Origin of the sequence: Pseudomonas marginalis (genome assembly GCF_008692035.1) — a bacterium.
In the GTDB taxonomy this organism is placed as follows: domain Bacteria; phylum Pseudomonadota; class Gammaproteobacteria; order Pseudomonadales; family Pseudomonadaceae; genus Aquipseudomonas; species Aquipseudomonas marginalis.
The window spans coordinates 2,023,527-2,049,398 of sequence record NZ_VTFG01000001.1; the positions used below are offsets into that span (position 1 = coordinate 2,023,527).

Below are 25,872 nucleotides of genomic sequence, written 5' to 3' on the forward strand. Positions count from 1 at the left end.
CGATCACAAGGCAGCCAGCCCGCGAGCCAGGTCAGCCTGCAGATCCGTGACATCTTCCAGGCCGACCGCGATGCGGATCAGGCTGTCCCGGATACCGGCCGCCTCACGCTCCTGCGGCGCCAGGCGTCCGTGGGAGGTGGTGCTCGGATGGGTAATGGTGGTCTTGCTATCGCCCAGGTTGGCCGTGATGGAGATCAGGCGCGTCGCATCGATAAAGCGCCAGGCGCCCTCTTTACCGCCCTTCACTTCGAAACTCACCACGGCGCCGAAACCACGTTGCTGGCGCTGGGCCAATGCGTGCTGCGGGTGGCTCTTGAGGCCGGCGTAATGCACTTTTTCGATACCGTCCTGCTGCTCCAGCCACTCGGCCAGGGCCTGGGCGTTGGCGCAATGGGCCTTCATCCGCAGGCTGAGGGTTTCCAGGCCCTTGAGGAAGATCCAGGCATTGAACGGGCTCAGGGTCGGGCCGGCGGTGCGCAGGAAGCCCACCACTTCCTTCATCTGCTCGCTGCGACCGGCAACCACGCCGCCCATGCAACGGCCCTGGCCATCGATAAACTTGGTGGCCGAGTGCACCACAATGTCCGCGCCCAGCTTCAGCGGCTGCTGCAAGGCAGGCGTGCAGAAACAGTTGTCGACCACCAGCATTGCGCCTTTGGCGTGAGCCACTTCTGACAACGCGGCGATATCCACCAACTCGGCCAACGGATTGGACGGCGACTCGACGAACAGCAGCTTGGTGTTGGACTTGATCGCCGCATCCCAGCCGGACAGATCCGCCAGGGGCACGTAGTCCACTTCGATACCGAAGCGCTTGAAATACTTCTCGAACAGGCTGATGGTCGAACCAAACACGCTGCGCGACACCAGCACGTGGTCGCCGGCACTGCACAGGCTCATCACCACCGCCAGGATCGCCGCCATGCCGGTGGCCGTCGCCACCGCCTGCTCTGAGCCTTCCAGGGCCGCGATACGTTCTTCGAAAGCGCGCACAGTCGGGTTGGTGTAGCGGGAATAAACGTTACCCGGCACTTCGCCAGCAAAGCGCGCCGCGGCGTCGGCCGCCGTGCGGAACACGTAGCTGGAGGTGAAGAACATCGGGTCACCGTGCTCACCTTCCGGGGTACGGTGCTGGCCGGCGCGCACAGCCAGGGTATCGAAAGCTACGCCATCGAGGTCGCTGTCCAACCGACCGGCATCCCATTCCTGACTCATGCTGCGACTCCTTACTCAATTCTTTATTTAAGATACAAAACCGGCCCCTCAGGGCCGGTGTCTACTCAGTTGTTGTACAGATCGATGATCGCGCTGACCGCCTGGGTCTTGATCTTCGACGAGTCGTTACGCGCCTGCTCGATCTTGTTCAGGTAGGCCTCGTCGACGTCACCGGTCACATACTTGCCGTCGAACACGGCGCAGTCAAACTGCTCGATCTTGATCTTGCCACCGCCGACCGCCTCGATCAGGTCCGGCAGGTCCTGGTAGATCAGCCAATCGGCGCCGATCAGGTCGGCCACGTCCTGGGTCGTGCGGTTGTGTGCGATCAGTTCGTGGGCGCTCGGCATGTCGATACCGTACACGTTCGGGTAACGCACGGCAGGCGCTGCGGAACAGAAGTACACGTTCTTCGCACCGGCTTCACGGGCCATCTGGATGATTTGCTTGCAGGTGGTGCCGCGTACGATGGAGTCGTCCACCAGCATCACGTTCTTGCCGCGGAATTCCAGCTCGATGGCGTTGAGCTTCTGACGCACCGACTTCTTACGCGCAGCCTGGCCCGGCATGATGAAGGTACGACCGATGTAACGGTTTTTCACGAAGCCTTCGCGGAACTTGACGCCCAGGTGGTTGGCCAACTCCAGCGCAGCAGTGCGGCTGGTGTCCGGGATCGGGATCACCACGTCGATGTCGTGCTCGGGACGCTCGCGCAGGATCTTGTCGGCCAGCTTCTCGCCCATGCGCAGGCGTGCCTTGTACACCGAAACGCCATCGATGATCGAATCCGGACGCGCCAGGTAGACGTGCTCGAAGATGCACGGGGTGAGTTTCGGCGCGACAGCGCACTGACGAGTGTGCAGCTTGCCGTCTTCGGTGATGTACACCGCTTCGCCCGGCGCGAGGTCGCGGATCAGGGTGAAGCCCAGCACGTCCAGGGACACGCTTTCGGACGCGATCATGTACTCGACGCCTTCGTCGGTGTGACGCTGGCCGAACACGATCGGGCGAATACCGTGGGGGTCACGGAAGCCGACGATGCCGTAGCCGGTGATCATCGCCACAACGGCATAACCGCCGACGCAACGGTTGTGCACGTCGATCACGGCGGCGAACACGTCTTCTTCGGTCGGCTGCAGCTTGCCGCGCTGGGCCAGCTCGTGGGCGAACACGTTGAGCAGCACTTCCGAGTCGGAGCTGGTGTTGACGTGGCGCAGGTCAGATTCGTAAATCTCCTTGGCCAGTTGCTCAACGTTGGTCAGGTTACCGTTATGCGCCAGGGTAATGCCGTAAGGCGAGTTGACGTAGAACGGCTGAGCTTCGGCCGACGTCGAGCTACCGGCGGTCGGGTAACGCACATGGCCAATGCCCATGTGCCCGACGAGGCGCTGCATGTGACGCTGATGGAACACGTCACGTACCAGGCCATTGTCCTTGCGCAGGAATAACCGGCCGTCGTGGCTGGTCACAATACCGGCAGCGTCCTGGCCGCGGTGCTGGAGGACGGTTAGCGCGTCATACAGCGCCTGATTGACGTTCGACTTACCGACGATACCGACGATGCCACACATGCGACGCAACCCCTACTTAATGAATCTTGACTGAACACAACTTACTGCGGCGTTTTGGCCGGCAAGAGGTGTTCCTTGAACGGAAGATCAGCGGGTACGCTGATTCCGCTGGCCAGCCACTGACTGCTCCACCCCAATATGAGGTTCTTGGACCAATCTGCAACCAATAGAAATTTTGGCACGAGTACCGACTCCTGCCACCACGAATCCTGCTGTACCGGCCCCAGGCTCAACAGCCCGACCGCCACGACCACCAGCAACGCACCACGCGCGGCACCGAAGGCCATGCCGAGAAATCGATCGGTCCCGGAGAGGCCGGTGACACGTATCAACTCGCCAATAAGATAATTGACCATTGCCCCCACCAGCAGCGTGGCGATGAACATGATGGCGCAGCCCGCGATGACGCGAGCCGAAGGTGTCTCGATGTATCCGGCCAGGTAGACCGACAACGAACCGCCGAACATCCAGGCTACGACTCCTGCGATGATCCAGGTCAGCAACGACAATGCTTCTTTTACGAAGCCGCGGCTTAGACTGATCAAAGCGGAGATGGCGACGATTGCAACGATCGCCCAGTCAACCCAGGTAAATGGCACGTTTGAGCCTACGGACGGATAAGGCGGCGCATTTTAGCAGAGCGTCGGGCTGTCGGTAAGCTGTGATTGCGGCTGCTTTGCAAATCAATAGTTTGTGGCGAGCCAGCCGGATTTCAACCCCACTGCAAAACCAATGTGGGAGAGGCTTGCCCCCTCCCACATTGGATTGCATTCCACGGACTCAGCCGCGCTCAGGCTGGAAGCGGGTCACGAAGCCCTTCAGGTTTTGCTGACGGTCCAGCAAATCCCGCAGCCGATCCGCCTCGGCGCGCTCGATCAGCGGCCCGATAAACACCCGGTTCTTGCCGTCGGTGCTACGGATGTAGGCGTTGTAGCCCTGGGCACGCAGCTTCTTCTGCAAGGCGTCGGCGCCTTCACGATTGCCCAGGCTGGCCACCTGGATCGACCAACTAATCGGCAGACCATTCGGGTCGATACGGCTTTGCCCAACATCCGGCTTGCCCGGCGCAGCAGGCTGTGGCGCTACAGGCTTGGGCGCAGGCGCAGGTGTCGCCGGCTTGGCGGCGACCGCCGGAGCAGGTGTCGGCTTGACCACCGGCACGCTTGGCTGCACCGGCATCGACGGCGCCTGCTGCGCGGCCACCTCATCATCGGTCGGCACCGGCTCTTCTTCCGGCAACGCCTGCGGCTCAGGCACCACCACCGGCTCCACCTGCACTTGGGGCACTGCCGGTGCCTGGGGCGCAGCCGGAGCCTCGACAACCACCTGGCGCTGCTCGTCCTGGCGGGAAAACAGCATCGGCAGGAAAATCACCGCCAATGCCACCAGCACCAGGGCTCCAACCATTCGCTGCTTGTATGCGCTATCCAGTAATGCCATGTGCAGCTTCCTCCGTGGAGCGCCGGGCCAACCACTCAAGCGCCTCGGCAACACAATAAAATGATCCGAACAACAGAATCTCGTCCTCGGCCGTCGCCACCGCGCACTGCGCCTCCAGGGCAGCAGTCACGCTTGCATACGACGCCACCGGCACACCAAGGTTCTGTAACGCGATCTCAAGCTCATGGGCCGGACGACTGCGGGGCGTATCCAGCGGCGCTACCGCCCAAGCCTGGACACTGTCCAGCAACGGCGCAACCACGCCCTCCAGGTCCTTATCGGCGAGCAAACCGAATACAGCCAGGCGACGCCCCGCCGGCGGCGTGCGTGCCAGGCGCTTGGCCAGGTATTGCGCTGCATGGGGGTTATGCCCCACATCCAGCAGCAGGCTCAGGCGCTTGCCGTGCCAGTCGAACGCACGACGATCCAGGCGTCCCACCACGCGAGTCGCCAGCAAAGTCGCAGCAATCTGCCCAGCCTGCCAAGGCAGGTCCAGCAACAGATAGGCTTGCAGCGCGAGCGCGGCGTTCTCCATCGGCAGGTTCAGCAAGGGCAGATCACGCAGCTCTACAACCAGCCCACGGGCATCCCGGCCGCGCCACTGCCAATGCCGGTCACCGATTTCAAGATTGAATTCGCGGCCACGCAGGAAGAATGGGCAGCCCAGCTCACGCACCTTGTCCAGCAAGGGCTGCGGCGGATCCAGGTCACCGCACAGCGCAGGCTTGCCCGGGCGGAAAATCCCGGCCTTTTCATAGGCCACGGACTCGCGGGTATCCCCCAGGTAGTCGGCATGGTCCACGCCAATACTGGTGACCAGCGCCAGGTCGGCATCCACCACGTTGACGGTGTCCAGGCGCCCGCCCAGGCCCACTTCCAATACGACCACATCCAGCTGCGCACGCTCGAACAGCCAGAACGCCGCCAGGGTGCCCATTTCGAAGTAAGTCAGGGAAATCTCACCGCGCCCGGCATCAAGTGCGGCGAAGGCTTCGCAGAGTTGCTCATCGCTGGCTTCGACACCATTGAGTTGCACCCGCTCGTTGTAACGCAGCAAGTGCGGCGAGCTGTACACGCCGACTTTCAGCCCCTGGGCCTGCAGCAGCGCGGCAACAAAGGCACAGGTAGAGCCCTTGCCGTTGGTGCCGGTCACCGTGATCACACGCGGCGCCGGCCGGCCCAACCCAAGGCGGGCCGCTACCTGTTGCGAGCGCTCCAGGCCCATGTCGATGGCGGACGGATGCAACTGCTCGAGGTAGGCGAGCCATTCGCCCAGGGTACGTTGGGTCATAGGTTCGCAGGCACCGGCGGCACAACGATCGGCTCGACTTTAGGCGCGACGTAAACAGGTGTCGGCAGGCCCATCATCTGCGCCAGCAGGCTACCCAGGCGTGGACGCAGCTCACCGCGCGGAATGATCAGGTCGATTGCGCCGTGCTCCAGCAGGAACTCGCTGCGCTGGAAGCCTTCCGGCAGTTTTTCGCGCACGGTCTGCTCGATCACGCGCGGGCCGGCAAAGCCGATCAACGCTTTCGGCTCACCGACGATCACGTCGCCGAGCATCGCCAGGCTGGCGGAAACGCCGCCGTAGACCGGGTCGGTCAGCACGGAGATGAACGGAATGCCTTCTTCGCGCAGACGCGCCAGCACCGCAGAGGTCTTGGCCATTTGCATCAGGGAGATCAACGCTTCCTGCATCCGCGCACCACCGGAGGCGGCGAAGCAGATCATCGGGCAACGGTTTTCCAGGGCGTAGTTGGCGGCGCGCACGAAGCGCTCGCCGACGATGGCACCCATGGAGCCGCCCATGAAGGAGAACTCGAACGCCGACACTACCACCGGCATGCCCAGCAGCTTGCCGCTGACGGAAATCAACGCGTCCTTCTCACCGGTCTGCTTTTGCGCAGCGGTCAGGCGGTCCTTGTACTTCTTGCCGTCGCGGAACTTGAGACGGTCGACCGGCTCCAGGTCGGCGCCCAGCTCGTTACGGCCGTCGGCGTCGAGGAAGATGTCGATGCGGGCGCGGGCGCCGATACGCATGTGGTGGTTGCACTTGGGGCAAACATCCAGGGTCTTTTCCAGCTCGGGGCGGTACAGCACCGCGTCGCAGGATGGGCACTTGTGCCACAGACCTTCAGGAACCGAGCTTTTCTTCACCTCGGAACGCATGATCGAAGGGATCAGTTTGTCTACTAACCAGTTGCTCATGCTTTCTTTCTCCAGTACCGGTGGCTTGAACACAGCCCCGCGTATGCCCTTGAGCTAAATTCATATGTGGCGATGACGCAGGCTGGACGGGGTCAGACGTTCGACCTGCCATTTCCAGCCTGCATCCTCAGCCTTCCAGACAACCTGCCAGTGCAGGTTGCCACTTCATTTCCGGGCCGCCCTCAGGCGACGCCGCGCTGTTTTACACAGCGGTAGTTATGGACGGCGGCAGACTGCCAGCCGTCACATCCCGTCACTGCTGTTGCGCACCGCGTGCATGAATGCGCGAATCCTGTCGTGATCCTTGATGCCCTTGCCTTGCTCTACCCCACCGCTGACATCCACGGCATACGGCCGGACCTGTTGAATCGCCGCACCGACATTGCCAGGGTTGAGCCCCCCGGCCAGGATGATCGGCTTGCTCAATCCTTCGGGGATCAGCGACCAATCGAACGCTTCGCCGGTACCACCGGGTACGCCTTCGACATACGTGTCCAGCAGAATGCCACGCGCGCCGGAATAGGCAGCGCAGGCCCTCGCGATATCGTCACCCGCCTTGACCCGCAACGCCTTGATATACGGGCGTTGGTAGCTTTCACATTGATCCGGGGTTTCGTCACCGTGAAACTGCAGCATATCCAACTGCACGGCATCCAGGGTTTCGTTGAGTTCGCAGCGGCTGGCGTTGACGAACAAGCCCACGGTGGTCACGAACGGCGGCAGCGCCGCAATGATCGCCCGCGCCTGCAACACATTCACCGCCCGTGGGCTCCTGGCATAAAACACCAGGCCAATGGCATCCGCCCCCGCCTCGACTGCCGCCAGCGCGTCTTCTATGCGGGTAATCCCGCAAATCTTGCTGCGAACGGCAGGCATGTCGTAGAAACCTCAGGGGTTGGACCGATAAAGTCCCGGATGGTAACAAAAGCTTTTCCGGGCGTCAGCCGCCAAGTTCACTGAACCCTGTGAGGAAGTGGGGCCCGATGAAACGCTGCGGCAGTTCGAACTCGTCGCGGTACTCCACATCCACCAGGTACAGGCCAAACGGATGCGCCGTGACGCCGCCCGTGCGGCGAATGCGGCTTTCCAGCACTTCCCTGGCCCATTCCACCGGGCGCTCGCCGGTGCCGATGGTCATCAATACGCCCGCAATGTTGCGCACCATATGGTGCAGGAAGGCGCCGGCGCGGATGTCCAGCACAATCATCTTGCCGTGGCGAGTCACCCGCAGGTGGTGGACTTCCTTGATCGGCGACTTGGCCTGGCACTGGCCGGCACGAAACGCACTGAAATCATGCACCCCTACCAGATGCTGCGCAGCCTCGGCCATGCGCTCGGCATCCAGCGGACGGTGGTTCCAGGTGATTTCTTCGTTGAGGTGCGCGGGACGGATCTGGTCGTTGTAGATCACATAGCGATAACGCCGGGCAATCGCCTTGAAACGCGCATGAAAGTGCGCAGGCATGACCTTGGCCCAACTGACGCTGACGTCATGGGGCAAATTGATATTGGCACCCATCACCCAGGCCTTCATCGTGCGTTCGGCCTGGGTATCGAAGTGCACCACCTGACCGCAGGCATGCACACCGGCATCGGTACGCCCGGCGCACATCAACGACACCGGGGAGTCAGCCACTTTCGACAGCGCCTTCTCCAGGGTTTCCTGCACCGTCAGCACGCCTGACGCCTGGCGCTGCCAGCCGCGATAGCGCGAGCCTTTGTATTCCACGCCGAGGGCGATGCGGTAAAAGCCAGCGGCCGCCATTTCGGCGGCCGGGTTATCTATATTTGCCAAGAACTGAGAGCCTGATGAGTTGCGCGAAGGCGGCCATTATAAATGCGCCAGCTGCGTGGCGTGCGCTTTTGTTGGGGATTGACCTTCCCACACCGCACCGGCATCGACCTTCAGATTTTGCCGAGCATTTCCTTGGCCTCGCCGCGCTGCGCCTCATCACCTTCGGTGAGCACTTCGGAGAGAATGTCCCGCGCGCCGTCGGCATCCCCCATGTCGATATAGGCCTGGGCGAGATCGAGCTTGGTGGCGACTTCATTCGTACCGGACAGGAAATCGAACTCTGGCTCATCATCGCCCAGCGCCGCGTCCTCAGCGGTAAAGGAAGGTTCGATGGGCGGACTTTCCAGGCTCTGGGACAGGCGATCCAGCTCGGCGTTGACATCGTCCAGCTCCGAAGCGAAGGCATCCGGCTTGGCGGCTGCTTCTGGCTCATCCGCCAGGGACAGGTCGAAATCCTCCGGCAAATCGAAGTCATCCAGCGCCGATGGGGTCAGCGTCGGCGGCTCCACGGCAGACACATCCTTCATCTGGTCCTCAAGACCGGAAAGGAAGTCGTCGTCGGACTGCTCGGACGCCGGGTCATTCAGTTGCAGATCCAGGTCGAAGTCCGACAGGTTTTCCTCGCCGGCCTTGGGCGCCGATTGCTGTTCCAGGAGCGCTGCAAACGTCTGTTCGTCGTCCAGGCTGGCTGGCGAAGCCGCCTCCATCTCATCCAGGCTCAGGTCGAAATCGGTGTCGAGTGCATCGGGCTCGGTGGCCGGGACGGCCGGTTTGTCTTCCAGCAGGTCCTTGACGTACTGCGCGTCGAGGGCCGCGGCGGCAACCGCGGCACTGACGCCCGCCGCCAATACCGCCATCGCAGGAAAGCGCGACTTGAGCTGCTCGACCTGGGCATGGTTTTCACCATTGGCCACCAGTTGACGCTCCTGGGTCACGAAACCGTCCTTGTCGCTTTGCAGGCCGTAGACTTCCATCAGCTTCAACCGCAGGTCGCTGCGCTTGGGCTCGTGCTTGATCGCTTGCTCCAGCATATCGGCGGCCTGGTTCAGATGACCACGGTCGATATGGGACTGGGCTTGCGCCAGGGCATCGTTGGCGTTTTGCGGGGCCACGGCAGCGGCCAGCGGCGCGAGCACGGAGGCAACCGTCGGAACCGCTACCGCCGGCGCAACCACTGGAGCAGGTGCCGGAGCGGCTGCCAGCTTGACGTTCGACGGCGGCACTTCGAGGCCTTCGAAACTGTCCGACGGCAGGTCCTGTTCGATGTTCGAGGTAAATTCCGGCTCTTCAGCCAGCGCCCGCGCCATGCGCAAGTGCTTTTCCTCTTCACGACGGGCGTTGCGATGGCGCGCCCACAGCAGCAGGAGCAGCAACACCACCAGGCCAGCCGCGCCGCCGATCACACCGAGGACAACCGGGTTGGTCAGCAGATCATTGAACTTGCCTTCGGTGGTGTCAGGTGCGGCGGCCGGTTTAGCCGCCTCAGGTGCCGGCGCCGCCGGGGTTGGGGTTGGCGCGGCGGGCTGTGCAGCGGGTGCTGCCGGCGTGGCGGCCGGGTCGCTTGCCAGCTGTGCGGGCATCGCTGCCGTCGCCGCTACGGCCGGGTCGCCTTTTTCTGCCTGCAAACGGGCCAGTTGATCGTTTTTCAGTTGAATCAACTTTTGCAGTTTATCCAACTGGCTTTGCAGATCTGCGGCACGGCTCTTGAGCTCTTCGTTATCGCGGCGAGTGGTGTCCAGTTGCTCCTGGGTCATCGCCAGCTTGTCGCTCAGGACCTGGCTGTCGCCGGCCTTGCCCTTGCCGCCTTTCTTGGCTGCTTCAGCCGAGACCAGGCTCAGGTTGTCCTGGGCATTGGTGGTCGACGGCGCATTGCCGGCCTGGGCACGCTTGGTGGCGTCCAGTTGCTGCTTGCCGGCCGCCTGATTGGTAGCCCCGCGCCGCCCCTGGCGCCACGCGGCATTTTGCACCCTCACTTCGGCGATTGCCTGAGGTTGCGGCAACGCCGTGCTTTGTACGGTGTCCGGCAGGCGCAGCACCTGGCCGGTTTTCAGGCGGTTGATATTGCCGTCGACAAAGGCGTCGGGGTTGAGGGCCTGAATGGCCAGCATGGTCTGCTGCACCGAGCCGCCATTGCGGTGCTTCTGCGCAATTTCCCACAGGGTGTCGCGGGAGGTGGTGGTGTGCTGGGCCGGCTTGCTCACAGCGGGCGCAGTGCGGGCGGGCGCTCCCACGCGTGGTGCAGGTGCTGCGGGGGTCGAAGCCGACTGGTCGAACTTGGCAGGGTCGAGCAACACGCTGTAGTCGCGCATCAGGCGGCCATTGGGCCATTGCACCTGCAGCAGGAAACGTACGTAGGAATCCGGCAGCGGCTTGCTGGAGGTGACGCGCACCACGCTGCGACCACTGGGATTGATGACCGGGGTAAACGTCAGGTCATCGAGAAACGCCTGGCGATCGACGCCCGCGTCCACGAACGCCTGGGATGAGGCCAGGCTCGGGGTGATCTCGGACGCCGTGAGGCCACCGACATCGAGCAATTCGATTTCCACCGACAACGGCTGGTTCAACTTCGATTTAAGGGTCATTTCCCCCAGCTGCAGCGCCTGCGCCATACCGGAGGACAGCGCCGAGGCGGCCGCTATTGCTAACACCAGTTTGCGAACTTGAACCATAGCCTCATCCTTTGTTTGAACACTCCCCGGCCTGCGAGAAGGTTGGTAACCGCTTGCCATAAGGCATGGCGAGCCGATAGGTCACCGACGCGCAATTGTTCCTGCTTGGGGCCAAGCATAGCGCCTGGTTAGAATCAATCTACAAATTGCCGCCAAGTATCTTTTACGCAAGGCGTTTTATCAACAACTGCGCCAGTTGCACGGCGTTAAGGGCGGCGCCCTTGCGTACGTTATCTGACGTCAGCCACAGATTTAGTTCAGCCGCGTCATCCACTCCTGCGCGCACCCGGCCTACATAGACCACATCCTGGCCGACTGCGTCGCCCACGGCTGTAGGGTAATCCCCCTCTTCTACCAGCTCGATACCGGGCGCGGCCTCCAATGCGCGGTTGACGGCGGTAAGATCGACCGCCGCGCCCAATTGCAACGACACAGTCAGGCTATCGCCAAAAAACACCGGGGCTTGAACGCACGTTGCGGAAATCTTTAGCAAAGGTAATTCCAGGACTGCGCGCAGCTCGTGAACCAGGCGCTTTTCCAAGGCGGTATGCCCTTGGGCGTCTGGCGTGCCGACTTGTGCCAACAAGTTGAAGGCCATTTGCCGGTCAAAGAACTTAGGTTCCAGAGGGCGCACGTTCAGGAGCTCGGCGGTCTGACGGGCCAATTCGCTGACGGCTTCGCGGCCCTGGGCAGACACTGCCAGGCTGGCAGTGACGGCGACACGCTGGATGTCCAGCAAGCCGCGCAACGGCGCCAGCACCACCGCCAGGTTGGTGGCGGACGGGCTCGGGCTGCCGAGCTGGAACGGTTTTTCCAGGCCGTCGAGGACATGGGCATTGGCTTCCGGCACCACCTGGGGCGCCTGCTCGGCGGGCAAGGCTCCCGACAAGTCGATCACCGAGCAACCCGCCGCCGTGGCTCGCGGCGCGAAGCTCAGGGTGACTGCCGGGCCTGCGGCGAAGAAGGCCAGTTGCGCCTTGCTGAAATCGAATTCGTCGACCTCCTTGACCCGTACGTTCTTGCCGCGAAACGGTACCGAGGCGCCAGCAGAGTTACTGCCCGCCAGCAGGTACAGGGTGCCCACCGGGAATGCCAGCTCTTCGAGAATCTGCACCAGGGTTTCGCCGACCGTACCGGTGGCACCGATCACGGCAATTTCAAAGGTCTGGGTCATGGGGGCTGCCTCGGGCATTGCGGGGGGAGCGGCACTTTACCGGGTGGCCGGGAGTGAGGCAATTAACCTGGGGCTGGTGGAGTGGCTGATGGCGCTATCGGGGGCAAGCCCCCTCCCACATTCAACCGAGTTCCAACGTTGAAATGCTGTTCACTGTGGGAGGGGGCTTGCTCCCGATAGCGCCCGAAAGAACAATAAAAAACCCGCGCCTGTCACCAGAACGCGGGTTTCTATTATTGCTTCAAGCGATCAACGCTCCAGCAAGATCCGCAGCATGCGACGCAGCGGCTCCGCCGCGCCCCACAGCAGTTGGTCGCCGACGGTGAACGCCCCCAGGTACTGGGTGCCCATGTTCAGCTTGCGCAGACGGCCCACCGGTACATTCAGGGTGCCGGTGACCTTGGTCGGGCTCAGCTCCTGCATGCTGATGTCGCGGTTGTTCGGCACCAGCTTGACCCAGGGGTTGTGCTGACTGATCAGCCCTTCGATATCAGCGATCGGCACGTCTTTGTTCAGCTTGATGGTCAGCGCCTGGCTGTGGCAGCGCATGGCGCCGATGCGCACGCAGATGCCATCCACCGGGATCGGGCTCTTGAACCGGCCGAGGATCTTGTTGGTCTCGGCCTGGGCCTTCCACTCTTCGCGGCTCTGGCCGTTCGGCAGCTCTTTGTCGATCCACGGGATCAGGCTGCCGGCCAATGGCACACCGAAGTTCTCGGTCGGGTAGGCATCGCTGCGCATGGCTTCGGCCACACGGCGGTCGATGTCGAGGATCGCGCTGGCCGGGTCGGCCAGTTGATCGGCGACAGCGGCGTGGGTCGCGCCCATCTGCTTGATCAGCTCACGCATGTTCTGCGCGCCGGCACCGGAAGCTGCCTGATAAGTCATGGCGCTCATCCACTCGACCAGGCCGGCTTCGAACAGGCCGCCCAGGCCCATCAGCATCAGGCTGACGGTGCAGTTGCCGCCCACATAATTCTTGGTGCCGGCATCCAGCTGCTGGTCGATGACCTTGCGGTTGACCGGGTCGAGGATGATCACGGCGTCGTCCTGCATGCGCAGGCTCGAGGCGGCGTCGATCCAGTAACCCTGCCAGCCGGCTTCACGCAGCTTGGGGAAGACTTCGCTGGTGTAGTCGCCACCCTGGCAGGTGAGGATCACGTCGAGGGTTTTCAGCTCTTCAATGCTGTAGGCGTCCTTGAGCGGGGCAATATCCTTGCCCACGGACGGCCCTTGGCCACCTACGTTCGAAGTGGTGAAAAACACCGGCTCAATAAGATCGAAATCCTGCTCTTCCAGCATCCGCTGCATGAGCACGGAACCGACCATACCGCGCCAACCGATCAGACCTACACGTTTCATCGCAACTACACCTTGTTAAAAAGTGGGCCGCCTTGCAGCAACAACTGCAAGCGGGCCCGAGAGATTACAGATTCCGCAGCGCGGCGACTACTGCGTCGCCCATTTCCTGCGTACCCACCTTGGTGCAACCCTGCGACCAGATGTCGCCGGTGCGCAGGCCCTGGTCCAGCACCAGGCTCACGGCCTTCTCGATCGCATCCGCGGCGTCGCTCAGGTTGAAGCTGTAACGCAGCATCATCGAGACCGACAGGATGGTCGCCAGCGGGTTGGCAATGCCCTGGCCCGCAATGTCCGGCGCCGAGCCGTGGCAAGGCTCGTACATGCCCTTGTTATTGGTGTCCAGGGACGCCGACGGCAGCATGCCGATGGAACCGGTGAGCATCGACGCCTGGTCGGACAGGATGTCGCCGAACAGGTTGTCGGTGACGATCACGTCGAACTGCTTCGGCGCACGGACCAGTTGCATGGCGGCGTTGTCGACGTACATGTGGCTCAGTTCGACGTCCGGGTAGTCCTTGGCCACTTCTTCGACGATTTCGCGCCACAGTTGGCTGGAGGCCAGGACGTTGGCCTTGTCCACCGAGCAGACCTTCTTGCCACGCACACGGGCCATGTCGAAACCGACGCGGGCGATACGGCGGATTTCGCTCTCGCTGTACGGCAGGGTGTCGTAGGCCTGGCGCTCACCATTCTCCAACTCGCGCACGCCCCGTGGCGAGCCAAAGTAGATACCGCCGGTCAGTTCACGCACGATCAGGATATCCAGGCCCGCTACCACTTCCGGCTTCAGGCTCGATGCGTCGGCCAGTTGCGGGTAGAGGATCGCCGGGCGCAGGTTGCCGAACAGGCCCAGTTGCGCGCGGATTTTCAGCAGGCCGCGCTCAGGGCGGATATCACGCTCGATCTTGTCCCACTTCGGGCCACCCACGGCGCCAAGCAGCACCGCATCGGCGGCGCGGGCGCGGTCCAGGGTTTCGTCGGCCAGGGGCACGCCGTGCTTGTCGATGGCAGCGCCGCCGATCACGTCGTGGCTCAATTCGAAGCCCAGGCTGTACTTGCTGTTGGCAAGCTCCAGGACCTTGACCGCTTCGACCATGATTTCCGGACCAATACCGTCGCCAGGGAGAATCAGAATCTGCTTGCTCATGGGTTCCTCATTTCATCGAGCGACCTGCCCGTGGGCAGGTCGGGAAAATTAATCAGCGTTCGGCCCAGACCACCAGCACGTCGGTGCTGAAAGTGCCGTCGGCCTGAATCTCGTAGTAATCGCGCACTTCCTGGCCCATCGCCTGCTGCAGCTCCAGGATCGCAGCGCGCAGCACCTGCGGTGTGCGCATGCGTTCGACCCACGAGGTGTATTCCAGGCGCAGGCGCTGGCGACTGCTGTTGCGTACGTGCAAACCGGCTTCGCTGAGCTGACGCATCCATTCGGCGGCGGAGTAGTCACGCACGTGGCTGGTGTCGCGCAGCACTTCGACGGTTTGCAGGTAAGTGTCCAGCAACGGGCTGCCCGGTGACAAGACATCGACAAACGCCGCCACGCCGCCCGGCTTGAGCACGCGGCGCACTTCGCGCAGCGCCACGCCGAGGTCGCTCCAATGGTGCGCCGAATAACGGCTGAACACGAAGTCGAATTCGCCATCGGCGAACGGCAGGCGCTCGGCGGCGCCGTTTACGGTGCCGATATTGGTGAGACCGCGATCTTGCGCAGCGGCGGCCACCACATCGAGCATCTGCTGGGACAGGTCGTAGGCCACCACTTCCTTGACCAATGGCGCCACATGGAAACTCACATGACCGGCACCGCAACCCAGGTCCAGCAGCCGTGCATGGCCCTGCCCGGCCAGTTCGGCCTGGAGCAGCGCGAATTCGGTGCCTTGGGCGTGCACGGCACTGCTCAGGTAGGCAGACGCCTGTTCGCCGAATTGTTTTTGCACGACTTGGGTGTGGGCGGTGCTGGTCATGGTGGCATCCTTCAAGGGTTGTGTTGCTGGTACCGGCCCTATCGGGGGCAAGCCCCCTCCCACATTTGGAATGCGTTCCCCCTGTGGAGGGGGCTTGCCCCCGATGAGGCCGGTCCTGCCTACATCAATTTATGCGTCACGAAACAACCAGGGCTGGCTCGCCCGGTGCCTGGCTTCGAACGCGGCAATCGCATCGCCGTCCTGCAAGGTCAGGCCGATATCGTCCAGGCCGTTGATCAGGCAGTGCTTGCGGAAGGCGTCCACCTCAAAGTGGTACACCTTGCCGTCCGGACGGGTCACGGTTTGCGCAGCCAGGTCGATGGTCAACTGGTAGCCCACATCGGCTTCCACTTGCTTGAACAGCTCGTCGACTTCTTCGTCGGTCAGGATGATCGGCAACAGGCCGTTCTTGAAGCTGTTGTTGAAGAAGATGTCGGCATAACTCGGCGCGATGATGCTGCGAAAGCCATATTCTTCCAGGGCCCACGGCGCGTGCTCGCGGCTGGAACCGCAACCGAAGTTTTCCCGGGCCAGCAACACGCTGGCGCCCTGGTAGCGCTCGGCGTTGAGCACGAAGTCTTTGTTCAGCGGGCGCTTGGAGTTGTCCTGGTAGGCGTAGCCCACGTCCAGGTAGCGCCATTCGTCGAACAGGTTGGGGCCGAAACCGGTGCGTTTGATCGACTTCAAGAACTGCTTGGGGATGATCTGGTCGGTGTCGACGTTGGCACGGTCCAACGGCGCGACCAAACCGGTGTGTTGGGTAAAAGCTCTCATCGGGTTTTCCTCAGATCAATTCGCGAACGTCGATGAAACGACCGTTGACGGCAGCGGCGGCGGCCATGGCCGGGCTGACCAGGTGGGTACGGCCACCCGCGCCCTGACGCCCTTCGAAGTTACGGTTGGAGGTGGACGCGCAATGCTCGCCCGACTCCAGGCGATCCGGGTTCATCGCCAGGCACATCGAGCAGCCCGGCTCACGCCACTCGAAACCGGCTTCGAGGAAGATCTTGTCCAGGCCTTCGGCCTCAGCCTGGGCTTTTACCAGGCCCGAGCCTGGCACCACGATGGCCTGCTTGATGGTCGAGGCGACTTTGCGGCCCTTGGCGATCACCGCCGCCGCGCGCAGGTCTTCGATCCGCGAGTTGGTGCAGGAGCCGATAAACACGCGATCCAACTGGATGTCGGTGATCGCCTGGTTGGCCTTCAAGCCCATGTACTTCAAGGCGCGCTCGATGGAACCGCGCTTGACCAGGTCGGCTTCCTGCGCCGGGTCCGGCACGTTCTGGTCGACGGCCAGGACCATTTCCGGCGAAGTGCCCCAGCTGACCTGCGGCTTGATCTGGGCAGCATCGAGTTCAACCACGGTGTCGAACACCGCATCGGCGTCGGACACCAGGTCTTTCCAGGCTTCGACCGCGGCGTCCCAATCGGCGCCTTGCGGTGCAAATGGGCGCCCCTTCACGTATTCAACGGTTTTCTCGTCCGCCGCCACCATGCCCACGCGGGCACCGGCTTCGATGGACATGTTGCAGATGGTCATGCGGCCTTCGATGGACAGGTCGCGAATGGCGCTGCCGGCGAACTCGATGGCATGGCCGTTACCGCCGGCGGTGCCGATCTTGCCGATCACGGCGAGCACGATGTCCTTGGCGGTCACACCGAACGGCAAGGTGCCTTCGACACGCACCAGCATGTTCTTCATTTTCTTGGCGACCAGGCACTGGGTGGCGAACACATGCTCCACCTCCGAGGTGCCGATGCCGTGGGCCAGGGCGCCAAACGCACCGTGGGTGGAAGTGTGGGAGTCGCCGCAGACCACGGTCATGCCCGGCAAGGTGGCGCCCTGCTCCGGACCGATCACGTGGACGATCCCTTGACGCACGTCATTCATCTTGAATTCGGTGATGCCATATTCGTCGCAGTAGTCGTCGAGGGTCTGCACCTGCAAGCGCGACACGGTGTCGACAATGGCGTCGATCCCGCCCTTGCGCTCCGGGGTGGTCGGTACGTTGTGGTCCGGGGTGGCGATGATCGAGTCGACGCGCCAGGGCTTGCGCCCGGCCAGCCGCAGGCCTTCGAACGCTTGGGGCGAGGTCACTTCATGGATGATGTGACGGTCGATATAGATCAGCGACGAGCCATCGTCGCGCCGTTTCACTTCATGGGAATCCCAAAGCTTGTCGTAAAGCGTTTTGCCGGCCATCAGTCGGTCCTCATCAGCGGTGTTTCTATGCGCCGGGCTTTTCAATAACCCTTTGGCTTGTGAGGCTGATGGTATGGCGCTACATTAAATAACTCAAATTCATATTTTTTATGCTTTGGATTACCAACTGGAATACAACCATGGACCTGGCCAACCTCAATGCCTTTATTGCCATCGCCGAGACCGGCAGCTTCTCCGGCGCAGGTGAACGCCTGCACCTGACCCAGCCGGCCATCAGCAAGCGCATCGCCGGCCTGGAACAGCAATTGAAGGTGCGACTGTTCGATCGCCTGGGCCGTGAAGTCGGCTTGACCGAAGCCGGCCGGGCCTTGCTGCCGCGCGCTTATCAGATTCTCAACGTGCTGGACGACACCCGCCGCGCCCTCACCAACCTCACGGGAGAAGTCAGCGGCCGCCTCACTTTGGCCACCAGCCACCATATCGGGCTGCATCGTTTGCCACCGATCCTGCGCACCTTCACCCGGGAATACCCGAACGTGGCCCTGGATATTCAGTTTCTCGATTCGGAAGTGGCCTACGAAGAAATCCTCCACGGCCGCGCCGAAGTGGCGGTGATCACCCTGGCGCCCGCCCCCCATCACCTGGTAAGCGCCACCCCGGTGTGGGACGACCCGCTGGATTTCGTGGTGGCGCCGGAGCACAGCCTCACCGGCAACCGCGACGTCAGCCTGGCCGATATTGCCGGCCACCCGGCGGTTTTCCCTGGCGGTAATACCTTTACCCACCATATTGTCAGCCGTCTGTTCGAGGCCCAGGGCCTTACGCCGAACATCGCGATGAGTACCAACTATCTGGAAACCATCAAGATGATGGTCTCCATCGGCCTGGCCTGGAGCGTCTTGCCGCGCACCATGCTCGATGATCAGGTGGCGAGCATCGCTTTGCCGGGCATACAACTCAGTCGCCAGCTAGGCTATATCGTGCACACCGAAAGGACACTGTCGAACGCTGCGCGGGCGTTCATGAGCCTGTTGGATGCACAGGTGGATCTGCCAGTGATACCGGTATGACGCCGTGCGGCCCCAGGTTGTGAATAAAACCGCGCTGTTTGCCCATCGAGCCAAGGCCCTTTGATAATGCGCAACCCTGTCGACCCTCTACCTCCCCTGCCCCGCATCTACGCCCTGGACCCCCAGCAGGCGGAGCAGAGCTGGGACAGCGCCCCGCAACTGCTGGCAGCCCTGAATGCGGCCCGGCTGGGCGCATGGTGCTGGGAAATCGACACGGGCCGTATCAGCTGGTCACGGGGCACCCAGGCGCTGTTCGGCTTCGACCCGCGCCAACCACTGCCCAAGGACCTGGATTACCTCGACCTGCTGGCGCCGTCGGATCGCTCCCGGGTGGTGCGCGCCTTTCATGCGGTGCTGGCCGGCGAGCCGTTCGAGCAGGCCATGCACCATCACATCCAATGGCCGGACGGCACGTATCACTGGTTGGAGATCAACGGCAGCCTGGCACCGGACAAGGCCGGTCGGCGCCGCATGATCGGCGTGATCCGCGAGACCACTCGCCAGCGCGAGCGAGAGCACGCCCTCAGCCATTCCGAAAAACGCTTCGCCACGCTGTTTCACCTGTGCCCGAACATGGTGCTGTTGACCCGCCAGTCCGACGGCCTGATCAGCGAAGCCAACCAGTACTTCGAGATGCACTTCGGCTGGCCGGTGGCCGATGCCATCGGCCGCACCACCCTGGACCTGGGCCTGTGGCGCCACCCCGAACAACGCGCGCAGCTGGTCCAGGCCACCCAGCGCAAGGGTGAACCCATCACCATGGAAGTGCAGTTCTGCGCCAGCAACGGCCAGATCCACGATGGCACCCTCAGCGCGCAAAAGGTCGAGCTGGAGGGCGAGGCCTACTTGATCAGCACCTTTCTCGACACCACCGAGCGCAAAAACGCCGAAAATGCCCTCAAGGACAGCCAGGAGCGCCTGGACCTGGCCCTGGACTCGGCGCAACTGGGCACGTGGGACTGGCACATCCCCACCGGCATGCTCTATGGCTCGGCCCGCGCCGCTCAACTGCACGGCCTGCCGCCCGAGCCCTTCCATGAATCCTTCGAAGCGTTTTTCGAGGGCATGCCCAGGCAAGAGCGCGAGAACATGCGCAACGCTTATCGCACCCTGCGCGAAGGCCCGGCCGGCAATTACCAACTGACTTACCGCGTACCACTGGACGACGGCAGCTCGCGCTACCTGGAAAGCCGCGCCCGCCTCTACCGCGACGAGCAAGGGGCGCCGCAGCGCATGGCCGGCACCCTGCTGGACATCACCGACCAGGTGGAACGCGAACAACGCCTGACCGCCTCCGAAGAAAAGTTCGCCAGCCTGTTCCAGGCCAGCCCCGATCCCATCTGCGTGACCTGCCTGGACAGTGGCGCGTTCATCGAGATCAACCCCGCCTTCACCCAGACGTTTGGTTGGACGGCGGCCGAGGTGATCGACAAGAGCGCCGAGCAGATCGGCCTGTGGGACGAGTCAAGCAAACGCCTGCAGCGTATCGAACAGGTGATTCGCGACCAGGCGTTGAGCAATGTGGCCATCGTGGTGCACCACAAGAACGGCCAAACCCTGACCTGCATGATTTCCAGCCGGCTGATCAAGGTGGGCGACCAGCCGTGCATCGTCACCACGTTGCGCGACATTACCCAGCAACAACGCTCGGAGGCCGCGCTGAAGGCCAGCGAGGAGAAATTCGCCAAGGCCTTCCATTCCAGCCCCGACGCCATCTCCATCACCGAGCGCGACACCGGCCGTTATGTGGAGGTCAACGATGGCTTCTGCCGCCTCACCGGCTACCGCGCCGAAGAAGCCATCGGCCTGACGCTGTACCAGATCGGCATCTGGGCCGATGAAAACCAGCGTTCCGCCTTGTTGGCCGAATTGCAGATCAAGGGGCGCATCCCTCACCTGGAAATGCTCTGGCACAATAAACGCGGCGACGTGTTGGCGGTAGAAGTCTCGGTCGAGCCGATCACCCTCAATGAAACCCCGTGCCTGCTGCTGACCGCGCGGGACGTGAGCCTGCTCAAAAACGCCCAGGCGCAGATCCGTCACCTGGCCTATCACGACCCGCTGACCAACCTGCCCAACCGTGCGCTGCTGATGGATCGCCTGAGCCAACAGATCGCCTTGCTCAAGCGCCATAACCTGCGCGGCGCCCTGCTGTTTCTCGACCTCGACCATTTCAAGCACATCAACGATTCCCTCGGCCACCCGGTGGGCGACACCGTGCTGAAAATCGTCACCGCGCGCCTGGAAGCCAGCGTGCGCATGGAGGACACGGTGGCGCGCCTGGGCGGCGATGAGTTCGTGGTACTGCTCAGCGGCCTGGATGGCACGCGCACGCAAGTCAGCACCCAGGTGCAGGAACTGGCCGATACGCTGCGCGAATTGCTTTCGGAGCCGATGTTCCTCGATGGCCATCGCCTGCAGGTCACGCCAAGCATCGGCGTGGCGTTGATTCCCGACCATGGCACGACCCCGGCGGACCTGCTCAAGCGCGCCGACATCGCCCTGTACCGGGCCAAGGATTCGGGGCGCAACACCACGCAGATGTTCCATAACAGCATGCAAAAGGCCGCCAGCGAGCGCCTGCGCATGGAAACCGACCTGCGCCTGGCCCTGTCACGCGGCGAGTTCAGCGTGCATTACCAACCCCAGGTGGATGCGCGCGGCAACAGGATCGTCGGCGCCGAGGCCCTGGTGCGCTGGCAGCATCCGCAGCTGGGCGCGCAGTCGCCGTCCGAATTCATCAAGATCCTGGAGGACAGCGGCCTGATCCTCGAAGTGGGTACCTGGATCCTCGACGAGGCCTGCGCCGCCTTTGCACAGCTGATTGTCGAAGGCTTGGTGGACCCGCTGAATTTCAGCCTGTGCGTGAACATCAGCCCCCGGCAGTTTCGCCAGAACGACTTTGTCGAACGGGTGGAACGAAGCCTCAAGCGGCATCAACTGCCCTGCAACCTGCTGAAACTGGAAATCACCGAAGGCATCGTGATTCAGAACCTGGACGACACCGTGGCGAAGATGCGCCGCCTGAAGAAGCTCGGTGTCAGTTTTGCCATGGATGACTTCGGTACCGGCTACTCATCGCTGACGTACCTCAAGCGCCTGCCGGTGGATGCGCTGAAGATCGACCAGTCCTTCGTACGCGACGCGACCCATGACCCCAACGACGCCGAAATCATCCGCGCCATCGTGGCCATGGCCCGCAGCCTGAACCTGACGGTGATTGCCGAAGGCGTGGAAACCCCGGAGCAATTGGCGTTCCTGCAAAAGCTGGGCTGCCATTTGTTCCAGGGGTATTTGCACAGTCGGCCACTGCCGATCGAAGGATTTCGGCGGTTGTTGGTCTAGCCCTTACACCAGCTTCAACGCAGTAAGCGTTTTGCGCCGCCAGGGCGACTCGTTCAAGGCGTACTTTTGCCCATACAGGTCCAGCATCCCTTTGACGACCACCACGGAATGCCAACCGTCTGCAATCGTACCGATTGCACCGTTGACCAACTCCTCGACAGTGCTGTTACGGATGTAACCGAACAGGCCCAGGCGCTGGAGAGCCTCACCGGGGTATTCGCCATCGTTGAGGGTTTCCAGGGCCGCCGTAAAGCTTCTCCCCGCACGGAAATCGTTGTTCTCCAACTGCGCCCGCTTGGCGCTGCAGGCATAGAGGAAGTTGGCGTAATCCAGCAATACCGGGTTGCTGCCATAGAAGTTCGACGCGGCGGTAGCCTGCCTCAGTTCCTCATGGCTCAAGCGCAACCGGAAGCCATCGCGCATGGTCACTTCGCATCCGGCTGGCGTTCTGTAGATGGCCGTGTAGATGCCTTCGGGGAAACGGGTGATAGCCGCCTTGATCGCCGACACCGTCACGCAATTGCCCTCCACACCTTGATAAAAACCGCTCCAGATATCGGCGTGCCGGATACTTTCCGATACCTGAGCCAGGCCCCTGTCACGCTGCGGTGGCGTCTCACGATCATCAAACAGCACATAACCGTAACCTTCGCCGTGCGTGTGATTGGCGCCGCCCACCACGAGCGCCGCTCCGAAGTCATGGGTCTGGCGGACCCAGGCCAAATCCCTGCCGACCATGTCGCGGGCGGCAACCCATCGCGACAACCCATACACGCCCATTCCCTCCAGGCAACGCTTGCTTGTCTCGCCCTCAAGGGTCTTCGCCAGGGCGGCGTCGAACGTCGCGTAGCCGCCCAGTTGCTGCTTGCGCTTTACAAAGGCCGCCAACATGAAGTTGGCGTGCTTCAGCGCATCAGGGTCCTGCCCTGTGAACCTTGACGCCCGGGTGACCTGTTCAAGCTCTGCCTGGGACACATGCACCCTGTATTGATCCTTCATGGTGACGGCATAACCTTCACCTGCTTGGGTTACCTGATGGAAGACATCGGAGGGACGCGGGCCGAGGGTCATCATCATCAGTTTGATAACCGCCACGTGAGTACTGCAGTCCATATTTTCGCCGAATCGACGCTCGGCGGCTGCGAATGCATTCACAGGCCCATCAAGGCTCATCCCGGCCCCGGAGCGGACCATACTTGAACCATGCTCAGGCAGCCGTTTTGCAATGACCGTGCGATGCCCCTCAATCAAAGTGTTCATCGGACTGCTCACTCAAGGCTGGACGAAAACGTACAGCCAGGGCACTGGCCGCACCTCTTGCACGCGCACATCACACCAATGCGATGGCGTCCCCACGAGTCGGCGCGGAACCCTGGCGCCCATACATCTCTTCGCGGCCATTGATCACCGCCACGGAATGGAAGGCTCGATTGCACATGCCCAGCTGCCCCCTGGCGAGATCTCGCACACTCACCCTCTTCATGTGCTTCCTGAGGCCCAGACGCAGGAAACCCTCGCCTGGCCCAAACTCATCCTCCCCATTGTTCAAGCTTCTCACGCCGGCGGGATAACTGCGGCTCGCCCAGCCGTCGTTGTTTTCCATCTGCGCACGCTTGGCACTGACGGCGAACAGGAATTGCGCGTCCTTGAGCATGCCTTTATCGCGGCCGATAAAACGCGAAGCCGCGGCGCCAATTTTTAACTCTTGATCCGTCAAGTTAAGTACAAAATCATCGCGCATCGTCACCCGGTAACCATCACTTGTCTTGATCACCTCTTTATAGATATCCGTTGGACTTTGGCCGAACTTGTACATGGCTGCCTTGATGGCCGATACCGTGACACAGTTACCATCCGGGCCTTGACGAAACCCACTCCAGATATTGTCAGGTTTTGCGCCATTACGTTTATCCGACAGGTTCGGTATAGGCACATACTGTTTGGGTTGCGGCTCCGGCGGCACGACGGGCTCGACGGTCGGATTTACCTGAGGGCGCGGCGTACTATCGGGAACCAACTTATCCGTTTTACTCGTTAGAAGATTAAATAACTGCGTAAAAAACGAAGTGAACAACGCAATAACGCTGGCAGCCGGATCTGGATCGGCGCCTATCGCCGCCTGACCGCGTGGCCCGCCTGCGGTAGCAGATGCAGCGCCTGTACCAAACTCGATAGATTTAAACCGATAGGAAGGTGCAGGTTCGTTGACGGCCGCCGGCAAGTTTCTGTTATACGCCTGACGAACATTCACTACGCGCGCAATATTATGAATCGAACAATACGACATGGTGTTCACTCCACTTTCCGAGTATTTCTCCAAGCGCTGTGCCGCCCGGAGAAACACCGTTTTATTTATCCAAGAAGTTGCGACGCAATGGCAGGAATCAGTTTCCTAACCGACGACGGTTGATAAAGGCCCACCCCTTGAAGTCAGTCTCATTTTCAGCAGGGCCAGGACTGGTGACGTCCGCTTCGGGCTTTGACTGATCTGGAATATCCTTCTGCCTGTTATCGGTCGAGGTCACGGTCTTTGTGTCAGGTCGCGGTGTAGTTCCGGGCAGGGGCGTCGATTCAAGCCGGTGCAGCGCGCCAGGATGGATGCCTGAAGACTTGGCTTTGGAGGGTGGTGTCACCTTGGCGTCAGGAGCCTTGGAGTCCGACAACTTTGCGTCCGACAACTTGGTGTCCGACAACTTGGTGTCCGGCAACTTGGTGTCGTGCCGTGGAGTCACGTCGAGCCTGTGCAACGGGTGAGCATTAAGCCGTACCTCAGGCCTGATGGGCGGCACCTTGGCATCGGGTTGTGGAGTCACCCCGGGGGTGGGCACCGAAAGAGGATTGACCCCTCCTCCGTCGCGCTCCACATGGGTATCAGGACAGTGGCAATTGCCGATATTGAGCTCTACCTTGACCTGCGCATTCGAGTCGTTGCTCACGTTGACATGGGGCACAGGGACCGACTGAAGCGTCCCTTTGTCGACTTTCACTGTCAGCTGGTTCGTCGTATCCGATGTAGCCCTGGGCGTTGTGCCTGGTTCCACCTTCACTTTCAATTGGGTCGCCAGGTCCGGGGTGGTCCCCGGCAACGTGGCTGGTTCCGCCTTTGCTTTCAGCTGGGTCGTCGCATCCGACGTGACCGCCGTCAACTGAGCGGGCTCTGCCTTTGCTTTCAGCTGAGTCATCATGGCCGGCGCGGCCTGCGGCAACTTGCCTGGATCTGCCTTTGCTTTCAACTGGGTCGTCGTATCCGACGTGACCGCCGTCAACTGAGCTGGATCTGCCTTCCCTTTCAGCAGGGTCGTCGTATCCGACTTGACCGCCGTCAACTGAGCTGGGTCTGCCTTCACTTTCAGCAGGGTCGTCATATCCGGCGTGTGCTTGGGTGTTTTATCGGAATGTGTGGCCAGGGCGGGGGTCATGTTTCTCCCCGACACCATCTCACGCATGGTTTTGAAGACTTGCTCAAGCATGTCGAACAATTTTGAAAATGTTCCGGCGTTGATCATCATTTCACCGTGAGGCGCTCGGGCAATATCAGGCCGAAGCGCAGGCGAAATCCATATTGGATCCGCCTTGGAAGAACTCAGCGGCTCATTGTTTTTAACAGGTGTCGATGGCAGCAAATGATGACGTGGGGTCTCAACCTTTACAGAGGGTGAACCATTAATCGAGATGGACATGAATACGCTCCTTAGTGGGCGCCGCCCGGCGGTTACACGCCAGGAGTGGCGACAGGATTTATATGTACTGGAAAACAACAGCGCTGCCTTACAGTCCCTACTTCGTGGAGCGTGAGACTATCGAGTTCCAGAAATCGCGCCTCACATAAGGAAACCAACGTGAACTTTCAGACTTTACCCCATGGTCATTCCAAGAAAACCTTGATTCATCG

Annotated in this window: 20 protein-coding genes; 2 read left to right on the forward strand and 18 right to left on the reverse strand. The window is 61.8% G+C overall.

Annotation, left to right across the window (positions count from 1 at the left end):
- Positions 1 to 3 precede the first annotated feature (3 nt).
- The 15 genes from FX984_RS09375 to leuC all read right to left on the reverse strand — a co-directional run bounded on the left by FX984_RS09375 (position 4) and on the right by leuC (position 17,604).
- Complete coding sequence (locus tag FX984_RS09375; RefSeq protein ID WP_146476657.1) at positions 4 to 1,215, reverse strand: O-succinylhomoserine sulfhydrylase; 1,212 nt, start codon at positions 1,213 to 1,215, stop codon at positions 4 to 6.
- Between the two features lie 65 nt (positions 1,216 to 1,280).
- The gene (purF, locus tag FX984_RS09380) at positions 1,281 to 2,786 is read right to left on the reverse strand and encodes an amidophosphoribosyltransferase (RefSeq protein ID WP_027604079.1); all 1,506 of its coding nucleotides are present in this window, start codon (positions 2,784 to 2,786) and stop codon (positions 1,281 to 1,283) included.
- Between the two features lie 41 nt (positions 2,787 to 2,827).
- Positions 2,828 to 3,385 carry a CvpA family protein gene (locus FX984_RS09385; RefSeq protein WP_003192538.1) on the reverse strand — a complete coding sequence of 186 codons (558 nt, stop codon included), beginning with the start codon at positions 3,383 to 3,385 and terminating at the stop codon, positions 2,828 to 2,830.
- Between the two features lie 181 nt (positions 3,386 to 3,566).
- A complete protein-coding gene (locus FX984_RS09390) occupies positions 3,567 to 4,226 on the reverse strand; it encodes an SPOR domain-containing protein (RefSeq protein WP_092354897.1) in 660 nt (219 codons plus the stop codon).
- Complete coding sequence (gene folC / locus FX984_RS09395; protein ID WP_146476658.1) at positions 4,210 to 5,517, reverse strand: bifunctional tetrahydrofolate synthase/dihydrofolate synthase; 1,308 nt, start codon at positions 5,515 to 5,517, stop codon at positions 4,210 to 4,212. Before folC ends, FX984_RS09390 begins: the two co-directional genes overlap by 17 nt.
- Positions 5,514 to 6,434, reverse strand: coding sequence for an acetyl-CoA carboxylase, carboxyltransferase subunit beta (accD, locus tag FX984_RS09400; RefSeq protein ID WP_027604076.1), 921 nt, complete (start codon positions 6,432 to 6,434; stop codon positions 5,514 to 5,516). The genes folC and accD overlap by 4 nt, the downstream gene beginning before the upstream one ends.
- A 243-nt stretch (positions 6,435 to 6,677) precedes the next feature.
- Entirely contained in the window at positions 6,678 to 7,310 is a 633-nt protein-coding gene (locus tag FX984_RS09405) for a phosphoribosylanthranilate isomerase (RefSeq protein ID WP_027604075.1), read from the reverse strand.
- Positions 7,311 to 7,374: 64 nt separating this feature from the next.
- Positions 7,375 to 8,199, reverse strand: coding sequence for a tRNA pseudouridine(38-40) synthase TruA (gene truA, locus FX984_RS09410; protein ID WP_027604074.1), 825 nt, complete (start codon positions 8,197 to 8,199; stop codon positions 7,375 to 7,377).
- 140 nt (positions 8,200 to 8,339) lie between these two features.
- Complete coding sequence (locus FX984_RS09415; RefSeq protein WP_146476659.1) at positions 8,340 to 10,901, reverse strand: motility hub landmark protein FimV; 2,562 nt, start codon at positions 10,899 to 10,901, stop codon at positions 8,340 to 8,342.
- 163 nt (positions 10,902 to 11,064) lie between these two features.
- Positions 11,065 to 12,075, reverse strand: a complete 1,011-nt coding sequence (locus FX984_RS09420) for an aspartate-semialdehyde dehydrogenase (protein WP_092354909.1) — start codon at positions 12,073 to 12,075, stop codon at positions 11,065 to 11,067.
- A gap of 249 nt (positions 12,076 to 12,324) precedes the next feature.
- Complete coding sequence (gene asd / locus FX984_RS09425; RefSeq protein ID WP_027604071.1) at positions 12,325 to 13,437, reverse strand: aspartate-semialdehyde dehydrogenase; 1,113 nt, start codon at positions 13,435 to 13,437, stop codon at positions 12,325 to 12,327.
- 64 nt (positions 13,438 to 13,501) lie between these two features.
- Entirely contained in the window at positions 13,502 to 14,584 is a 1,083-nt protein-coding gene (gene leuB / locus FX984_RS09430; protein WP_146476661.1) for a 3-isopropylmalate dehydrogenase, read from the reverse strand.
- Between the two features lie 52 nt (positions 14,585 to 14,636).
- Positions 14,637 to 15,401: a class I SAM-dependent methyltransferase gene (locus tag FX984_RS09435; protein ID WP_092354911.1), complete on the reverse strand. Its 765-nt coding sequence runs from the start codon at positions 15,399 to 15,401 to the stop codon at positions 14,637 to 14,639.
- A gap of 129 nt (positions 15,402 to 15,530) precedes the next feature.
- Positions 15,531 to 16,175 carry a 3-isopropylmalate dehydratase small subunit gene (leuD, locus tag FX984_RS09440; protein ID WP_027604069.1) on the reverse strand — a complete coding sequence of 215 codons (645 nt, stop codon included), beginning with the start codon at positions 16,173 to 16,175 and terminating at the stop codon, positions 15,531 to 15,533.
- Positions 16,176 to 16,185: 10 nt separating this feature from the next.
- Positions 16,186 to 17,604 carry a 3-isopropylmalate dehydratase large subunit gene (gene leuC, locus FX984_RS09445; protein ID WP_027604068.1) on the reverse strand — a complete coding sequence of 473 codons (1,419 nt, stop codon included), beginning with the start codon at positions 17,602 to 17,604 and terminating at the stop codon, positions 16,186 to 16,188.
- Between the two features lie 140 nt (positions 17,605 to 17,744).
- Between leuC and FX984_RS09450 the strand changes: the two genes are divergently transcribed.
- Together FX984_RS09450 and FX984_RS09455 are read left to right on the forward strand one after the other, a co-directional pair.
- Complete coding sequence (locus FX984_RS09450; protein WP_027604067.1) at positions 17,745 to 18,635, forward strand: LysR family transcriptional regulator; 891 nt, start codon at positions 17,745 to 17,747, stop codon at positions 18,633 to 18,635.
- Between the two features lie 66 nt (positions 18,636 to 18,701).
- Complete coding sequence (locus FX984_RS09455) at positions 18,702 to 21,980, forward strand: EAL domain-containing protein (protein ID WP_146476662.1); 3,279 nt, start codon at positions 18,702 to 18,704, stop codon at positions 21,978 to 21,980.
- A gap of 3 nt (positions 21,981 to 21,983) precedes the next feature.
- Here FX984_RS09455 and FX984_RS09460 read toward each other — a convergent pair whose 3' ends face one another.
- From FX984_RS09460 to FX984_RS09470, 3 genes are all read right to left on the reverse strand, one after another.
- Positions 21,984 to 23,240: a hypothetical protein gene (locus FX984_RS09460; protein WP_092354917.1), complete on the reverse strand. Its 1,257-nt coding sequence runs from the start codon at positions 23,238 to 23,240 to the stop codon at positions 21,984 to 21,986.
- Positions 23,241 to 23,310: 70 nt separating this feature from the next.
- Positions 23,311 to 24,267: a hypothetical protein gene (locus FX984_RS09465; protein WP_043293333.1), complete on the reverse strand. Its 957-nt coding sequence runs from the start codon at positions 24,265 to 24,267 to the stop codon at positions 23,311 to 23,313.
- A gap of 97 nt (positions 24,268 to 24,364) precedes the next feature.
- On the reverse strand, positions 24,365 to 25,660 hold the full coding sequence (locus FX984_RS09470; RefSeq protein WP_146476664.1) for a hypothetical protein: 1,296 nt from the start codon (positions 25,658 to 25,660) through the stop codon (positions 24,365 to 24,367).
- Positions 25,661 to 25,872 lie beyond the last annotated feature (212 nt).

Bases quoted from the DNA above. Each gene is read 5' to 3' on its own strand.
- truA (WP_027604074.1), bottom strand. From the start codon at position 8,199: ATGGCGGCCGCTGGCTTTTACCGCATCGCCCTCGGCGTGGAATACAAA.
- asd (WP_027604071.1), bottom strand. From the start codon at position 13,437: ATGAAACGTGTAGGTCTGATCGGTTGGCGCGGTATGGTCGGTTCCGTG.
- FX984_RS09455 (WP_146476662.1), top strand. From the start codon at position 18,702: ATGCGCAACCCTGTCGACCCTCTACCTCCCCTGCCCCGCATCTACGCC.
- purF (WP_027604079.1), bottom strand. From the start codon at position 2,786: ATGTGTGGCATCGTCGGTATCGTCGGTAAGTCGAACGTCAATCAGGCG.
- FX984_RS09390 (WP_092354897.1), bottom strand. From the start codon at position 4,226: ATGGCATTACTGGATAGCGCATACAAGCAGCGAATGGTTGGAGCCCTG.
- FX984_RS09405 (WP_027604075.1), bottom strand. From the start codon at position 7,310: ATGCCTGCCGTTCGCAGCAAGATTTGCGGGATTACCCGCATAGAAGAC.
- FX984_RS09420 (WP_092354909.1), bottom strand. From the start codon at position 12,075: ATGACCCAGACCTTTGAAATTGCCGTGATCGGTGCCACCGGTACGGTC.
- FX984_RS09435 (WP_092354911.1), bottom strand. From the start codon at position 15,401: ATGACCAGCACCGCCCACACCCAAGTCGTGCAAAAACAATTCGGCGAA.
- leuC (WP_027604068.1), bottom strand. From the start codon at position 17,604: ATGGCCGGCAAAACGCTTTACGACAAGCTTTGGGATTCCCATGAAGTG.
- leuB (WP_146476661.1), bottom strand. From the start codon at position 14,584: ATGAGCAAGCAGATTCTGATTCTCCCTGGCGACGGTATTGGTCCGGAA.
- FX984_RS09460 (WP_092354917.1), bottom strand. From the start codon at position 23,240: ATGAACACTTTGATTGAGGGGCATCGCACGGTCATTGCAAAACGGCTG.
- FX984_RS09465 (WP_043293333.1), bottom strand. From the start codon at position 24,267: ATGTCGTATTGTTCGATTCATAATATTGCGCGCGTAGTGAATGTTCGT.
- FX984_RS09450 (WP_027604067.1), top strand. From the start codon at position 17,745: ATGGACCTGGCCAACCTCAATGCCTTTATTGCCATCGCCGAGACCGGC.
- leuD (WP_027604069.1), bottom strand. From the start codon at position 16,175: ATGAGAGCTTTTACCCAACACACCGGTTTGGTCGCGCCGTTGGACCGT.
- FX984_RS09415 (WP_146476659.1), bottom strand. From the start codon at position 10,901: ATGGTTCAAGTTCGCAAACTGGTGTTAGCAATAGCGGCCGCCTCGGCG.
- folC (WP_146476658.1), bottom strand. From the start codon at position 5,517: ATGACCCAACGTACCCTGGGCGAATGGCTCGCCTACCTCGAGCAGTTG.
- accD (WP_027604076.1), bottom strand. From the start codon at position 6,434: ATGAGCAACTGGTTAGTAGACAAACTGATCCCTTCGATCATGCGTTCC.
- FX984_RS09375 (WP_146476657.1), bottom strand. From the start codon at position 1,215: ATGAGTCAGGAATGGGATGCCGGTCGGTTGGACAGCGACCTCGATGGC.
- FX984_RS09470 (WP_146476664.1), bottom strand. From the start codon at position 25,660: ATGTCCATCTCGATTAATGGTTCACCCTCTGTAAAGGTTGAGACCCCA.